The organism is Sodalis sp. RH15 (genome assembly GCF_047324255.1).
Lineage (GTDB): Bacteria > Pseudomonadota > Gammaproteobacteria > Enterobacterales > Enterobacteriaceae > Acerihabitans > Acerihabitans ligni.
On sequence record NZ_CP178738.1, the window covers coordinates 160,491 to 174,714 of the forward strand.

A 14,224-nucleotide genomic window follows, 5' to 3' on the forward strand; every position below is an offset into this window, starting at 1 on the left:
TGTTAAAAAACCTCCGCACCGGCCAAGGAATCCCCGGCCTGATCTTTAAAAGAGATGATGGGGTCAATATCAGTGTGAGCCATATCCTGCCATTTGATATCAATATCCGGATCGTCAAAGCGTATACAGCGATCGTATTGCGGATACCAATAATCGGTCACCATATATTGTAATTTTGCACTATCGGATATCACCAGGAAACCATGGGCGAAACCCTCCGGTATCCAGAGCTGATGAAAATTTTCGTCAGATAATAGCGCCCCTGCCCACTGGCCGAAGGTAGGCGAATTTTTTCGTAGATCAACGGCAACATCAAATACGGTCCCTTTAACCACCCGTACTAATTTCCCCTGCGGTTTACTCACCTGATAATGCAAACCACGTATCACGTTTCTTTTAGAAAATGATTCGTTACTCTGAACGAAATGTATTTCGCGATTGACCGCCTGTTGAAAGGCTTTAAGCTGAAAGCTTTCATAGAAATAACCTCGTTCATCTTTAAAGACTTGAGGTTCAAAAAGTAATACATCAGGAATGGGTAGCTTTGAGGGTTTCATTGGGTATTCTCTTTGAGCAAAAAATGCAGATATTGCCCGTAGCCGTTTTTCATCAATGGCCGGGCCAGCTTCGCGAGTTGTTGATCGTCGATCCATTGTTGTTTATAAGCAATTTCTTCCGGGCATGATACTTTCAGACCCTGCCGGCTTTCCAAAGTGGCAATGAATTGACTGGCATCCAATAAGGATTTATGGGTACCGGCATCCAGCCAGGTATATCCTCGCCCCATGACCTGTACCCTAAGGGCATTTTTTTCTAGATAAAGCCGGTTTAAATCGGTTATCTCAAGTTCGCCCCGTGAAGAGAGTTTCAATGTCCTGGTCAATTCACACACATCTTTATCGTAAAAATAAAGTCCTGTGACGGCGCTGTTTGACTTGGGATCGGCGGGCTTTTCCTCAAGGCTGATAACCCTACCATCCGCGCTCAGCTTCGCGACGCCATAACGCTCAGGATCCTGGACATGATAAACAAAGATGCTGGCGCCGCTCTCACAATAGGTCGCATTTTTCAATAAATGAGGCAGGTCGTTGCCATGAAAGATATTATCCCCAAGAATAAGAGCACAGGGATCGCCATTGAGAAATTCCTCTCCCAGGATAAACGCCTGCGCCACCCCATTGGGGGTCGGCTGTACCTGATAACGCAGCCTTATGCCCCATTGTTCTCCGCTGCCCAGCAATTGTTTGAAACGCGGCGTATCCAGCTCGGTGGAAATGATGAGAATATCTTTAATACCCGCAAGCATAAGTGTGCTTAACGGGTAATATATCATCGGCTTATCAAATACGGGCAGCAGTTGCTTTGAAATGGCCAATGTTGCGGGATGCAAACGGGTACCCGCTCCGCCAGCGAGAATGATGCCTTTCCGTTTCATGTGTATTTTCCTTTGAACTCCCGTATAGGATCTCGGCAAGAGGAAGAATGACAACTTGCGCGACCCAAAGCATATTGGCAAAAATCAATGGCAGGGCAGATTGGCGTATAATGTAATGATAATCATGCAACCAATTAGACATATTAATTTTATAGATAGCGATTAATAACCAATGCCTAATGGCTGATAACGACCAAAGTCGCTTCAATATAGCCTAAAGGGATAATTTTAATACCCACCCTCGGGAAACATATCTTTGCATAATTACACGTAAAGGCGGCTCCTACGCCCTTCTTGCCTAAGGGGTTGTAGTAAGTAGGATTTCAGCGGTATGATCCCACTGCAAGGCAATAATAGGATTAAAACAAATACATATTAGCTCCCGGTCACTAACGCCGTTGGATTAATCTATTAACCACAACACTGCGTCAGGTGCTCCCTGAACGGTCGAATTTTTATATTATTAGAATTATGATCAACCAGACTTGATACGGCTATTTATTCATCTTTACGGCTGGCGATCTGTCTTTTGAAGCCGCGAATAATATGCAATCTGGTTTTTTCGCTATAAAGAACCGGATTTTTCTCCTCGATAGCTGAAATTATTTCGTCATGCTCATCGCACAGAATATCGAGGTCCGGCACTCCCTGTCCTTCGTGAAATAAAAAAAGCTGCGGACCAAAATCGAGTACTGTATACATATCGTTTATCAAGCTATTTCCCGCCGCGTTGACGATGACTTTATGAAACTCAGCATTCATGGAAATAAGATCGCTGTAATTATCATAAACCCCGTCATGACCATGGGTACGAATATCATGATTCAAGCGTTTTAATTCACCCAATTCATCTTGCGTTATTTTTTCGATTACCGCATCCGCAATAGAGGATTCAATGAGCACGCGAGCCTCATGCCACTGATAAATATCATTATTACAGGGCTTTGCGGCCACTCTGAAGCCTTTATTATGCTCTAATATCAATAATTTTTCAGCGGTCAGCCTTACTAAGGCCTCCCTGATAGGAATGCCGCTGATACCGAATTTTACACTTAGGGCGCTGACGATAAGATGCTCTCCCGGTTGCAATTGATTGTATATGATCTCCTTTTTGAGAATATCATAAACTTCATCACTGACGCTTTTATTTTTAAGCATAACCTGTTCTCTTTATTTATTATCATTTAGGATGACACGGATGGTATATAATATATCATTCAAAAATGTTAAAAAATTAAATATTATTTGCATTAGATAATTGTCAAATTGGAGATTGAAAGCCGCTTTAAGCGGTGATTATAACGATAACCATATCATTAAAAAGCATTTGTTTCTATTGCCGACCAGAATTGAGTAATTATCCGAATATCAATTAAGCCCGTGGAAACCATCATCCAATGTAATTAGTTTTTCTACAGAGATAATTATTATTTATACGAAAAAAATTTGATCACCGTTATCCGGCTCCAATGATATTAGCGCCTTTTCATTGGTCAAATTATTCAGCAGGCAGGGCATAAGCGACACCCATGCCTATCCTTTCTATGGAACCCAGGCTATGCGTTGTTGAGACCCGCTATTCCAGCGTTAACCGCTGATGCCGGTTATGTATGCGGCGCCAGGCGGCCGGGCCGAAGGGACAGCGGCTCAGCCTCCTCCCCCCCCTGCCGTGAAGGTCAGAACGTCAGTCGCGCCTTGCGGATGGCGGCAATATGCTCCGGCCCGATACCGCAACAACCGCCCACTATGGTCGCGCCCTGATTAACCCAGCGGCGGACCCATTTCAGATAGTTTTCCGGATCGAGATCGGGCCGTATGCCGGAAATACCCGCATAAGGCTCATCGCTCGGCGGTTCGGGCAAAAAGGCATTGGCATAAACGCCCAGCCCTGCCGCCGGTGTCGGTGAAGCATCTATCACCCGTCGTGCGGCCATGATCGCCTCGCTCATGACCTCCGGCTGGCTGCAGTTAAACAAAACGGCATCGGCTCCCGCCGCAAGCGAAGCCGCCACCGCTTCTCCCACGCCTTCACCCGAGCGGAGCTCCGGCGGGCCGATACGCCCCGCCTCATCCTTCAGGGTATAAGAGATATAAACAGGCAATGAATTGGTTTGCCGGATAAAAGCCAGGTCGGTTAACGCTTCGGCGGTGGAGCTTTGTGTCTCAATCAGCCAAAAGTCAATATGCGGCGCCAGCCCCTGCACCAGCGGGGCAAGAATCTCGGGGGCGCGGGCGGCGATAAATTTATCCGGCCGATAGCTTTCAAACAGCGGCGGCAAGGACCCCGCCACACGGACCGGGGATGCCGAACGTCGGTCAGCGGCTCCGTCCGCCACGGCGCGGGCCAGGCGTCCCGCCCGGTCGGCCAGCGTTTGGGCCTGGGCGTGAAACCGAGCCTCCCCCAGCATATGGGGCACCAGTCCGAAGGTATTGGTGGTAATAATATCCGCTCCGCTGTCGGCGAACGCCTGATAGGCGCGGCTGACATATTCCGGCGCTTCAATAAGCGCCAGCGCCGACCATTCGGGAAGACGGAACGGCGCTCCCAGTCTTTCCAGCAATCGTCCCATGCCGCCATCAAGAATGGTGACGGCCCGCTTCGGGGCATGGCTTTGATTTGTGGGATTTGTGGCGCTAGCGTTCATCAGATACCGTTCCTCTCAACGTTGCGAATGCTGTTGTTCATAACCCTGCCCGAAATGGCGCTCCAGCCGCTGCTGAAAAAGCTCCAGGACAATCGACATAAGCCAATAGACGGCCGCCGCGGTGGCCAGCATTTCCATATAATGATAGGTACTTCGGCCATAGGATTGGGCCAGGAAATTGAGTTCCCACAATCCCATCAGCGACACCAGCGACGAATCTTTAAGCATCGAAATAAAGAGCGATCCCACCGGCGGCAAAATGATGCGCAGCGCCTGCGGCGCCACCACATGGGTCAAAATCACGCCACGGGAGAGGCCGAGCGCCATTGCCGCCTCTTTTTGTCCGTTAGGCACCCCTATCACTCCGCTGCGAATGGTTTCCGCCAGATAGGCGCCGTAATTCAGCGACAGGGCAACTATCCCTGAACTGAACGCCCCCAGGACAATGCCCGCCTGGGGCAGCGCCAGATAGATTATCAATACCTGCACCAACAGCGGCGTGCCGCGGAATAACGAGACGTAAAAAGTAGCGCAGCCGAAAGCGATGGCGCTGGCGGATAACCGTCCGGCGGAGGCTATAATGCCCAGCAGGATGCAAAACAGCATGGAAATCAGGGTGATCACCAGGGTTAACGCCGCTCCCTGGATGAAACCGTCCGGCGAAAGGTGCAATCCGAGCATAAACGGCAATTTTTGCCGGATCAGGCCGGTATCAAGACCCATGCGGGAAAACAGGCAGAGCAGCAGCGTCAATAGCAGCAGCCAGGTAAGACCGGTACGCAACCGGAATCCAAGGCCGCCTTTGGCCACCGACGCCGGGGGAGTTTGCCGTGAGGGCGCCGTCTCATCCTCGCCGTCGTTTTTGTTCGGATGCAAAGAGAATGGCAAAGCCATTACAGCGATGCCCTGGTGATATCTTCGCCAAACCAGTGCTGCGAGATTTTTGCCAAGGTCCCGTCGGCGCGCAAGGCATTGATTGTATCGGCGACCTTTTTATTCCACTCTGCATCGCCTTTATCGGTGGCGACCCAGTTCGGTTCGGCATAGAGTTCGGCGGCAATACGGAAAGAACTGGTTTTGGCGATGCGCGCCTTGGCCGTTGCCAAATCGGAGACCACCGCATCCAGGCGCGTGCCGGCGCCTAACGCCAGGTTCTGAAAGGCCACGGTTTCATCCGTGGGAATGATTTGGACATGATTAAACGGAAAATCAATAGGCTTGGCTCCCGGAATGACTAAGGTTTTATTCAGGTAATTCTCATAGCTGGAACCAATGCCGACCCCCACTTTTTTATTACTCAAATCCGCGGCGCTTTTAATGTTCTTTTCATCTCTGTTCACCACCAGTACCGCCGGGGAGCTGTAATAGGGCGCCGGAAAATCGAGGACTTTGGCCCGCTCGGAATTAGGCGTCATTGAACAGATGCAGACATCCCAGCGCCCGTTCCATTTGCCGCCGACGATGGTTTCCCATCCGGGCGCGGTCAGTTCCAGCGTAACGCCCAGCTTTTGCGCCACCGCTTTCGCCACATCCACATCAAATCCGGCCAATTGGTTATTTTCATCAATAAAACCAAAGGGAGGGTAATCATTAACCAACACATCATGCAGCACTTTTGATTGATTTACCCGGTCAAGGGTTGAACCCGCGCTGGCGGGTTGCGCCCCAAAAAGGAAAATGGCGGCGGCCAGTGTCGATAGTCTTAGAAATGCGGACATTTTTTACCCTGATCTTTCCATAAGAGAAGCCTATGACCACAACTTAGTAAACCAACCAGCGCTTTCAAAATACCAAAGCGGTATATCTTATATAAATCATCTTCAAAGGGGGATTAAGCTGCAACGGGATTTGCTAAGTTTACGATTTCATGTAAACTAATCTTGATAAATCGTAAAGTTTTGGGGTGCCCATGGGAATAGTCGCTAAAAAAACCACTAACCATCAAATTGGCCGTCAGTCCGTTAGCCTTGACCACTCCGAACTGGTCAGGGCGCGTCTAGCCAACCTTGCGGAACACTTTATCGATGTGCTCAGAAATAAAGACGCGGACAATATCCATGCTTTATTAACACTACCGGACGACCAATTCTGGTCCGAAATCAAAGGGCGCGCTAACCATATCGAAATTGTGGAAATGAGTACTCCCGAGAAAATAGAGCATCAAGAATATATTGATAATCGAAATGCTTTTCTTGCTCATCTGGGAAAATACGGCGGGGTCTATAAATCCAGCATGGTAGCTGAAATCCTGGGCATCTCCCGTCCTACCGTCAATAAATACGGCGAGCAAAGCAAGATCATCGTCCTGAACTGGGGAAGCGAAAATCTCTACCCGGTTTTTCAATTTTCCACTGATGAAAATAACGGCGAGAGAGGCCTGCTGAAAGGGTTGCCGGAGATATTAGCCAGCTTGCGAAACGTCAGCAACGTAAGAAAGTGTAATTTTTTCACCCGCGAAATTGATACGCTGGACAAAGCGCTGGATAAGCCCACGACTGCCCTGGAAACATTGCGCAAAGGCGCCACGGAAGAGGAAATACGCCAATTGGTCAGGCTGGCGGGCATCTTCGGCACCCCCGACGCGGCGTAGCGGCGAACAAGGGCCACTACCGATTTTATACAGATACAGTCCTAATACCGACGGGCAGAACTCGCCATAGTCCACAGCGGCATTATCCGGTAATGCGAATGTCCAGGTGGTCTCTCAGCATATCCCTGGCGCTGACGCCTTCATGCTGAAAGTCGGACAGCCGCTTGACGGATTTAGTGGTGATGAGGCCTGCGCCTGACGAGTCCTCGCACCAGAATACCGTGCAGCATTGTCCGGTCATGCATGACAGGTATTCCAATCCATCCACGTGCTTTGACAGTATTGCCGCCAGCATTTGTGTATTACGGTAATTACCCCCCATCAATTCCCCTAGCGGAACATGCAGCAAGGGGGCCAGCGCCGTTAAATCGATAATCGACAGATCCCGTACCGCCGTGACGATTGCCATGCAATTTTTAGTAAAATCTTCCAGATCGATAAAACGTTCCCCTTTGTACATTTCAGCGCAGGCCGTTACCGGCACGGCCGTGACATAAAATGTGCCCTTGCTTCGATCGGGAATAGCGTAACGGGACTCTCTTTTAGGATCTTTATTAAAAAAAACGCCGTTCCCGTCGTAAAAATTATCCTGTAAACGAAAATAGTCAGTTGAAGCGGGGTATGTCTTGACAATTTTACTTCCGGCAACCTTTATTTTTTGAATTATTTGATCCATTCTATATTCAATGTTACCCCATACCTTTAGTAGCATAAAATATTTACTTTAAAGTGATTAGATAGAAACATTTATGCTTCCTTATGGTTTATAGGGCTGACTCCCTAATAGAAAATAATACTCAATTGATAAGATACGGAGCAAGCCTTCGGCAGGGATATTTAGGTAATGTTTATTTGTAAACGATTTTAATTATTATTTACCCATGTTTAAGAGCATGTCGATTATCTAAAATCCAGCTAACAATATAACAATTTTTATCAAGGGAATATTTTTGCAGATTTTTTCCGTTAAACGAAGTATAAATTATCTTTTAATAATAACCATATTAATTGTGTGTATATAAAAGGCCAATGTCGGGTAAAACAATGACTAGCGCAGAGCGTCTGAAGAGTATCTTGCAGGGTAAACCCGTTGATAGAACCCCTATTGCCGGTTGGTTGCATATGCCGTTGGTGGACAGGGTTATCCCGGAATTCGTCGGGGCGACCGTTCAGTTCACCGATGAGAATGAGTAGGATTTTGTCAAGGTCATGTCCAACGGACATTACATGGCCGAGGCCTATGGGGCCGATATCCTGTTTTCCACCGACCCAACGCAATGGTCGGGTACTTTCCGTTCATATCCGGTGAAAAGCCCTCGCGACCTCTTGACGCTACCGGTACTGGATAAAACCAATAGCGCACTGGCGCGGGAAATTTCGGTAACCGCTGCCCTGGTACAACATTATCAGGGAAAAGTACCCATTGTGGCGACGCTGTTCACTCCCCTTACCTGGATTCAGGAAATGAGCAGCTCCACCGATCCACGCCTGACCAGGGAGTTTATGCAACGGCATAAAAAAGCATTGCACAGGGGCCTTGAAGCCCTGCTCTCAACTCAGTTGAATTTTCTTGACGGGTTGCTGGCGGCGGGTATCGACGGTATTTTTCTGGCCTCGCAGTTTATCAGCGGCGAGGTCATCGGCCGGGAAGAATATCATGAATTCTGTCGCCCCTATGACCAGAGGATTCTGGACTATATCAAAGGCAGGACCTGGTTCAATATTCTGCATGTACACGGCAACAAGCGGTTGCTGTTCGATGAGTGCCTTGATTACGATGTGCAGGCATTTAATTGGGAAGACGCACCCTATGGCGTACCGGACACGCAGCGGAGCAGTATAAAAGCCATACGCGGCTTGACCGATAAAATCATCATAGGCGGTATCGATCAGCACCATGATTTTTCCCAGGAGGAGAATAACCGGGATGTCATTAGGGCGCGGCTCCAGCTGCAATATCAGCGCGCAATGCAAGAATCAGGCGGAAATAAGTTTATCTTCGCCCCCGGCTGCGCGCTGCCGCAAGATATACCCCGAGACATTTTCAAGCTGCTAAAAGAGGTAGTGGGACAGTCCTCACGCCCATGACTAGCCGAAGAGTTTGAACTGCGCGGTCAGCTTACGTACGTTTTTTTTACCACCGATAATCGCCATCCCCAGCAGTTGCAGCTGTTCGGTTTTCTGCCCCAGCACCATTGCGGTAAAGTCATCATAGCGGGTAGTCTCCTGCCCCTCAACGGGAAAGATGACCTTATCCACATCCTGGGCCCGGCAGCTTTCCAGCAGTATTTTCAGCTGGTCGGCCGACGCGGCCAGCACCGGTATTCCGATGGGGATCAGTCCTGGATATTCGCAGCGATCGCCGTCGATCAGGGGTTGTCCCACCAGAGCGGGATGGCGTTGTCCCACCGTCAAGGCGATGACCGCGGCGGCATTCACCGCTTTGCCGGCGGGTAAACCGTCATCAAGAATGATGACGCAGCGCTCAGGTTGAAGGGACATCGTTTCGTTTATCGGAATCGAACTCATGATCATTCTCCTGCTGAATCGAATTCCGAGCATAGATCAGATGTTTTTACCGGTCTGGAACGATTGTGCAGATCCGCCGGTAGGCCGCGGGGGTAAGATAATAAGCGCGTTTAAACCAGCGCCCCAGATGGCTTTGATCGGCGAAACCCGTCTGGGCGGCCGCGTCCGCCGGCAAAAAACCCTTAGCCAATAATGCCCGCGCTTTAACCAGCCTCAGCTGCACCAGATAGGCGTGGGGCGGCAGACCGTAACGATGCTGAAATTGACGGGTTAACCGGAACCGGTCCATACCCGCCAACGCGGCCAGTTCCGTTAAACCGATTTCTTCACTTATATTGTCATGCAGATAATCCCGCACCCGCTGAAGAGCCGGATTTTTATTATCCGCCGTGACCCTTTTCTTACGCCAGGGATAGCGGCGGGTTAAGGCTGAAATCAAATGTTGCATCCCATGATCTTTGACGATTTTGAAATCCTGGCGGTGCAGGGCATCGAAAGCCGATAGCGTGGCGGCGGCCAATAGATCATCCTGGAACAGGGTAACCGGGAAGGAGAACTCCGCCCGATCCGGCGCGTTCTCGAAAATCTCCGGCAATTCGCGGCGCAGCAGTTCCGGCGGAATATACAGCATACGATAGGTGAACCCGTCCCGGTCCACCGCATCGCCATCGTGCACCTCCCCCGGCGCCAGGGTAAAAACCTTGCCGGGGGTGCTGCGGTATCTCACCCGGCCGGAATGGAACTGCTGCACCCCCGCTTCGGTGACGCCCACCAGATAGCTGTCGTGCCAGTGCGCGTCATAAGCGTGTCCCTCGAAATGCGCCCGGATGGTTTCTACCTGCGAATCCTTATCCTTTACGATATCCACCCATTGCGTCGTGGTCATGGAAGCTTGCCCGGCCCGTTGATTGAGAAAAAACTATACTAGCAGACACAGTAAGCAAGGCAGTGCTGACAAGCCGTTTTTTTGTTCAAAAATGTAAAGCAACAAACTGCCGTTATGCTAAAAATAAGCATAATGCTTGACAATGTAGCTTGGCATCGTTGCCACTGTCGAGTCCATTAGAAATTAATATAATATTTATTTCGGAAATTGTTTTTATTGATATTGTTTTAATAAAAATTATATAATTTATTTCTACTTTTGGCATGCGAATAAGTTTTACCTATAATAAGTGGTCATTAACCAGGCCTTCTGCCCATCTCAACGCTGCGCAATAAAAGACTGGATATGTGGCAAAAAATAGGCAAATCTAACGATTACGGCTCTTTTAACGGCAAAATAATAGCCGCCCATCCTAATAAACAGCTTTCTCTAAAAAGCAAAATACCTACTTGTCGAAACAGTTAATTTGATATTTATTTCCCCCGTATAGTTACGTTAATGGCGTATTAAAAGCATATGTATGATTATTAACGTTTTGAATAACATAAGTTTTAAAATTTCAACTTTATTTTCATATGCCTTTAGGTGGCGGTTTGACAAATTGATACGGTACTATCACTCTAAATGAGCGTTAGTTATTATTATCAATATTTTATTGAATCAATTTATTATAAATATATTATGGAGCCATAAAAAATGCCTACACTTCACAAGCCAGCGATATATCTGCCGGAGCATATTATCACCCTCGAGGAAACGCTTGATCTTGCGAAAAAGAATTTCAAAGACAATCCCAATTTGGAAAAATCCATCGAGCTGATAACCAATACAGGCGTGAAAAAAAGGCACATCATACAACCAATCGAGCTGGCGACATTGCATCCGGGTTTTGGCTATCGGAATGCCGTATTTGAATATCAATCCAAGCGACTGGTACCTAACGTGATAGAGGAAGCGTTGAGCCATGCCGATATCACCGCCAAGGATGTTTCCGCAATCATTTATGTGTCATGTTCAGGTTTTCTAATGCCGTCGCTGACCGCCTGGCTGGTGAATAAAATGGGATTCCCTTTGCAGACGGTGCAAATCCCTATCGCGCAGCTCGGCTGCGCCGCCGGTGGTTCGGCCATTAATCGCGCCCATGATTTTATACTGGCGCATCCCGGCAGCAATGTGCTTATTGTCAGCTGCGAATTCTGCTCACTAAGCTATCAGCCCACGGATGGTGATATCGGCAGCCTGCTGTCCGACGGATTATTTGGCGATGCGATAACGGCGGCAGTGGTGACCAGCCGCGCCGGCAACGGTCTGGAATTACAAAGAAACAGCAGTTATCTCATTCCGGATACCGATGAATGGATACGCTATGCGGTAAAAGATACCGGCTTTCATTTCCGGCTGGATAAACGGGTACCGGGCACCATGGCGCCTTTGGCCCCGGTCATGGCAGAACTGGCTTCGACGCATCATTGGCAGATTGACAGTCTCGATTATTATATTATCCATGCCGGCGGTCCGAGGATCTTAGACGATTTATGCAAATACCTCGGCGTGCAAAGGGAGAAATTCTCCTATAGCCGAGACACGCTGGTGAATTGCGGTAATATCGCCAGTTCAGTGGTATTTGAAGCCTATCGGCGCATGCACGAAGACAGCATTTTCAAATCCGACCAGAGGGGGATCATTGCCGGTTTTGGCCCGGGAATTATCGCGGAAATGAACCTTTCACAATGGCGATCCGCCGAAATTTCGCGGCTCACGGCGTAGAATATCTCTCAGGCCCATAGGGCGGGCGTCCAGGCCGCCCGAATCGGCTGCCCGGTAGTCCTTTACCGCGCTGAAGACGGAACGTTCTCCATGCCGATATGCGGTATACCGTCTTCTTCATACAGCTCGGTGACCGCATGAAATCCGAAACGACCATAAAATTTCTGTAAATGCGCCTGGGCGGAGAGATGAATCTTCCGGCCCGGCCACCGCGACGCACAGGCCTCCAGCGCCTGTTCCATCAGCCGATTACCCAGATTCATCCCGCGAGCCCGGGGCGAGACGATAACCCGGCCTATGGACAAGGTATCTTCACCGGTAAGAATCCGGGCATACGCAACCAGTTCACCCGCCATATAGCCCGCGACATGGCGGTTGTCATCCAGAAGATCCTGGCCGTCGATATCCTGGTAGGGGCAGGTCTGCTCTACGATAAACACCGCATTACGCAACGCGAGAATGTCATATAGACGTTGTACCGTCAGCTCATGGTGATGCCAGTCGTACCACGTTACATTCATTGAGCTTCCTTAGAAATCGGCTGAAAATTATCAATTCGCCACCTTTATATCCACCATTACTGTAAAATGCAAATATAATTATTGGATTGAAATTAACAATGACTGTTATAAGCATCGGAACGCTACTTCCCCCTTCAATGAGACTGAATATTTAAGTTTCCACAGGTTATAATAGCCCATAAACAGAGCGATTAAATTATCGATAAATATTTAAAACGTCATGATTACAATAGTCTGAATGGCATATTTTTTTGCAAGTGTATTTATTGCGTTAACTTAATCTAAAATCATTTTTTTAATAACCATCTTCACGATGATAATTATGTGTTGGATACCATTGGCATATATAACAGATTGATATTTGTCCCTCAATAAATAATGCCTCCAATTTCTATTCAACAATAGATGGGCCGATTTTTTAATCTGTTAGATTATTATTTTCATTCAAAGAGAGTCATCATGAAAAGACAATTCGCAAGTGTTATCTCTCCGGTTGAATTAAAAACCATTCAACCCATCAGCAGTACGGAACGGCAAGGCAAGATCAGCGATTTATTCACTATCTGGTTTGGTTCCAATATCATGATGCTGACGGTGATCACCGGTTCGCTGGCGGTGTGTGTATTCAATTTATCTTTTTTCGCCGCGGCGGCGGCGGTGATTATAGGTAATCTGGCGGGGGCCGTTTTTATGGCCCTGCACTCAGCCCAAGGCTCACAGCTGGGCGTGCCGCAAATGATCCAAACCCGCGGTCAGTTCGGATCCTTCGGCGCCTTGCTGGTTGTGGTCTTAGTGGTGGTGATGTACCTGGGCTTTTTTGCCTCCAATCTGATATTGGGCGGCCAGGGGCTGCACGCCATCTGTCCCCCGCTCAGTATCAACGGCGGCATTGCCATCGTCGGCGTCTTGAGCGTTACCGCCACGGCTTTCGGCTATAAACTTATACACGCCTACACCCGAATCATGTCCTGGCTGTCCGGTACTGCCCTGTTACTGTGTTTTGGCTGGATTCTGCTGGTAACCGGTTTGCCGGAGGCGTTCTTTAGCCACCGTCCGCCGACGTTTGCCGGTTTTTTCGGCGCCCTGTCTATTGCCGCTCTGTGGCAGTTGGCCTATGCCCCCTATGTGTCCGACTACTCCCGTTACATGCCGGAAAACAGCCATCAGGGTAAAGTATTCTGGGCCAGCTATTGGGGCTGCTCCCTGGGGTCCATTCTTCCGATGATCCTGGGCGTGGTGATCGCCCTGTGCTGGAAAGACGATGATGTCGTTACCGGCCTGGTGACCCTCACCGGCGGAGCCAGCGCCCTGATAGTGGCGATTTTCTCCGTGGGCATCGCCGCCACCAACGCGATGAATCTGTATTGCGGAACGCTGTGCGCGTTAACCGTCGGCCAGACACTGGCGCCGGCATGGTCTCCCCGCTCCGGCGCGCGCATTATCCTGGCCCTGGGGATGTTTACCTTGTCACTGCTGCTGGCGGTGGCGGGCCAGGGAAATTTTCTGGTGAATTACATCCATTTCATTCTGTTGTTGCTGTATGTGTTGATCCCGTGGACCGCCATCAACCTGGTGGATTATTACCTCATCGCCCACGGCAGCTACCATGTCCCCTCTTTTTTTCGGCAAGACGGCGGTATCTACGGCTATTTCAATTACAGGGCCATAGCTTGCTACCTGCTGGGCATCCTGGTGCAAATCCCCTTTATCGCCACCGATGTCTACACCGGCTGCATCGCCCGCGCCATGGGAGGCGCGGATATCTCATGGATCGTCGGTCTGATGGTAGTCTGTCCGGTCTATTACCTGATGAGCAGGGGAGTACGGGCGTCAGCCCACAGTCCGGCCTGA

At 49.2% G+C, this 14,224-nt stretch carries 15 protein-coding genes; 5 read left to right on the forward strand and 10 right to left on the reverse strand.

What is annotated here, in order from left to right:
• Positions 1-2 precede the first annotated feature (2 nt).
• The 6 genes from rfbC to ACL2XO_RS00760 all read right to left on the reverse strand — a co-directional run bounded on the left by rfbC (position 3) and on the right by ACL2XO_RS00760 (position 5,798).
• Positions 3-557 carry a dTDP-4-dehydrorhamnose 3,5-epimerase gene (rfbC, locus tag ACL2XO_RS00735; protein ID WP_132924202.1) on the reverse strand — a complete coding sequence of 185 codons (555 nt, stop codon included), beginning with the start codon at positions 555-557 and terminating at the stop codon, positions 3-5.
• Positions 554-1,435, reverse strand: a complete 882-nt coding sequence (gene rfbA / locus ACL2XO_RS00740; RefSeq protein WP_132924201.1) for a glucose-1-phosphate thymidylyltransferase RfbA — start codon at positions 1,433-1,435, stop codon at positions 554-556. The genes rfbC and rfbA overlap by 4 nt, the downstream gene beginning before the upstream one ends.
• A 498-nt stretch (positions 1,436-1,933) precedes the next feature.
• Positions 1,934-2,593 (reverse strand): GntR family transcriptional regulator, encoded by a 660-nt coding sequence (locus ACL2XO_RS00745; RefSeq protein ID WP_413741998.1) that lies wholly within the window; start codon positions 2,591-2,593, stop codon positions 1,934-1,936.
• A 518-nt stretch (positions 2,594-3,111) separates the two neighbouring features.
• A complete protein-coding gene (locus ACL2XO_RS00750; RefSeq protein ID WP_413726118.1) occupies positions 3,112-4,080 on the reverse strand; it encodes a homocysteine S-methyltransferase family protein in 969 nt (322 codons plus the stop codon).
• A gap of 15 nt (positions 4,081-4,095) precedes the next feature.
• Complete coding sequence (locus ACL2XO_RS00755; protein ID WP_413741999.1) at positions 4,096-4,974, reverse strand: amino acid ABC transporter permease; 879 nt, start codon at positions 4,972-4,974, stop codon at positions 4,096-4,098.
• On the reverse strand, positions 4,974-5,798 hold the full coding sequence (locus ACL2XO_RS00760; protein ID WP_413726120.1) for a transporter substrate-binding domain-containing protein: 825 nt from the start codon (positions 5,796-5,798) through the stop codon (positions 4,974-4,976). Before ACL2XO_RS00760 ends, ACL2XO_RS00755 begins: the two co-directional genes overlap by 1 nt.
• A gap of 191 nt (positions 5,799-5,989) precedes the next feature.
• Between ACL2XO_RS00760 and ACL2XO_RS00765 the strand changes: the two genes are divergently transcribed.
• Complete coding sequence (locus tag ACL2XO_RS00765; protein ID WP_413726121.1) at positions 5,990-6,670, forward strand: hypothetical protein; 681 nt, start codon at positions 5,990-5,992, stop codon at positions 6,668-6,670.
• A gap of 82 nt (positions 6,671-6,752) precedes the next feature.
• Here ACL2XO_RS00765 and ACL2XO_RS00770 read toward each other — a convergent pair whose 3' ends face one another.
• Positions 6,753-7,346, reverse strand: coding sequence for an RES domain-containing protein (locus tag ACL2XO_RS00770; RefSeq protein ID WP_165934197.1), 594 nt, complete (start codon positions 7,344-7,346; stop codon positions 6,753-6,755).
• Between the two features lie 368 nt (positions 7,347-7,714).
• Between ACL2XO_RS00770 and ACL2XO_RS00775 the strand changes: the two genes are divergently transcribed.
• The gene (locus tag ACL2XO_RS00775; protein ID WP_413742000.1) at positions 7,715-7,864 is read left to right on the forward strand and encodes a hypothetical protein; all 150 of its coding nucleotides are present in this window, start codon (positions 7,715-7,717) and stop codon (positions 7,862-7,864) included.
• A 15-nt stretch (positions 7,865-7,879) separates the two neighbouring features.
• On the forward strand, positions 7,880-8,758 hold the full coding sequence (locus ACL2XO_RS00780) for a uroporphyrinogen decarboxylase family protein (protein WP_413742001.1): 879 nt from the start codon (positions 7,880-7,882) through the stop codon (positions 8,756-8,758).
• Here ACL2XO_RS00780 and ACL2XO_RS00785 read toward each other — a convergent pair whose 3' ends face one another.
• Both ACL2XO_RS00785 and ACL2XO_RS00790 read right to left on the reverse strand, forming a co-directional pair.
• A complete protein-coding gene (locus ACL2XO_RS00785; protein WP_413742002.1) occupies positions 8,759-9,199 on the reverse strand; it encodes a DUF2000 domain-containing protein in 441 nt (146 codons plus the stop codon).
• Between the two features lie 46 nt (positions 9,200-9,245).
• Positions 9,246-10,085, reverse strand: a complete 840-nt coding sequence (locus ACL2XO_RS00790; protein WP_413742003.1) for an AraC family ligand binding domain-containing protein — start codon at positions 10,083-10,085, stop codon at positions 9,246-9,248.
• Between the two features lie 696 nt (positions 10,086-10,781).
• Here ACL2XO_RS00790 and ACL2XO_RS00795 point away from each other — a divergent pair.
• Entirely contained in the window at positions 10,782-11,852 is a 1,071-nt protein-coding gene (locus tag ACL2XO_RS00795) for a type III polyketide synthase (protein ID WP_413726125.1), read from the forward strand.
• A gap of 62 nt (positions 11,853-11,914) precedes the next feature.
• Here the strand turns inward: ACL2XO_RS00795 and ACL2XO_RS00800 are convergent, their stop codons facing one another.
• Positions 11,915-12,373 (reverse strand): GNAT family N-acetyltransferase, encoded by a 459-nt coding sequence (locus tag ACL2XO_RS00800; protein ID WP_413726126.1) that lies wholly within the window; start codon positions 12,371-12,373, stop codon positions 11,915-11,917.
• 459 nt (positions 12,374-12,832) lie between these two features.
• Between ACL2XO_RS00800 and ACL2XO_RS00805 the strand changes: the two genes are divergently transcribed.
• Positions 12,833-14,224: a purine-cytosine permease family protein gene (locus ACL2XO_RS00805; protein ID WP_413742004.1), complete on the forward strand. Its 1,392-nt coding sequence runs from the start codon at positions 12,833-12,835 to the stop codon at positions 14,222-14,224.

What these genes read in the sequence shown, in the direction of transcription:
- ACL2XO_RS00785 (WP_413742002.1), bottom strand. Translation starts at nt 9,199, where the DNA reads ATGAGTTCGATTCCGATAAACGAAACGATGTCCCTTCAACCTGAGCGC.
- ACL2XO_RS00800 (WP_413726126.1), bottom strand. Translation starts at nt 12,373, where the DNA reads ATGAATGTAACGTGGTACGACTGGCATCACCATGAGCTGACGGTACAA.
- ACL2XO_RS00795 (WP_413726125.1), top strand. Translation starts at nt 10,782, where the DNA reads ATGCCTACACTTCACAAGCCAGCGATATATCTGCCGGAGCATATTATC.
- ACL2XO_RS00765 (WP_413726121.1), top strand. Translation starts at nt 5,990, where the DNA reads ATGGGAATAGTCGCTAAAAAAACCACTAACCATCAAATTGGCCGTCAG.
- ACL2XO_RS00780 (WP_413742001.1), top strand. Translation starts at nt 7,880, where the DNA reads ATGTCCAACGGACATTACATGGCCGAGGCCTATGGGGCCGATATCCTG.
- rfbA (WP_132924201.1), bottom strand. Translation starts at nt 1,435, where the DNA reads ATGAAACGGAAAGGCATCATTCTCGCTGGCGGAGCGGGTACCCGTTTG.
- ACL2XO_RS00775 (WP_413742000.1), top strand. Translation starts at nt 7,715, where the DNA reads ATGACTAGCGCAGAGCGTCTGAAGAGTATCTTGCAGGGTAAACCCGTT.
- ACL2XO_RS00770 (WP_165934197.1), bottom strand. Translation starts at nt 7,346, where the DNA reads ATGGATCAAATAATTCAAAAAATAAAGGTTGCCGGAAGTAAAATTGTC.
- ACL2XO_RS00805 (WP_413742004.1), top strand. Translation starts at nt 12,833, where the DNA reads ATGAAAAGACAATTCGCAAGTGTTATCTCTCCGGTTGAATTAAAAACC.
- ACL2XO_RS00790 (WP_413742003.1), bottom strand. Translation starts at nt 10,085, where the DNA reads ATGACCACGACGCAATGGGTGGATATCGTAAAGGATAAGGATTCGCAG.
- ACL2XO_RS00745 (WP_413741998.1), bottom strand. Translation starts at nt 2,593, where the DNA reads ATGCTTAAAAATAAAAGCGTCAGTGATGAAGTTTATGATATTCTCAAA.
- ACL2XO_RS00750 (WP_413726118.1), bottom strand. Translation starts at nt 4,080, where the DNA reads ATGAACGCTAGCGCCACAAATCCCACAAATCAAAGCCATGCCCCGAAG.
- ACL2XO_RS00755 (WP_413741999.1), bottom strand. Translation starts at nt 4,974, where the DNA reads ATGGCTTTGCCATTCTCTTTGCATCCGAACAAAAACGACGGCGAGGAT.
- ACL2XO_RS00760 (WP_413726120.1), bottom strand. Translation starts at nt 5,798, where the DNA reads ATGTCCGCATTTCTAAGACTATCGACACTGGCCGCCGCCATTTTCCTT.
- rfbC (WP_132924202.1), bottom strand. Translation starts at nt 557, where the DNA reads ATGAAACCCTCAAAGCTACCCATTCCTGATGTATTACTTTTTGAACCT.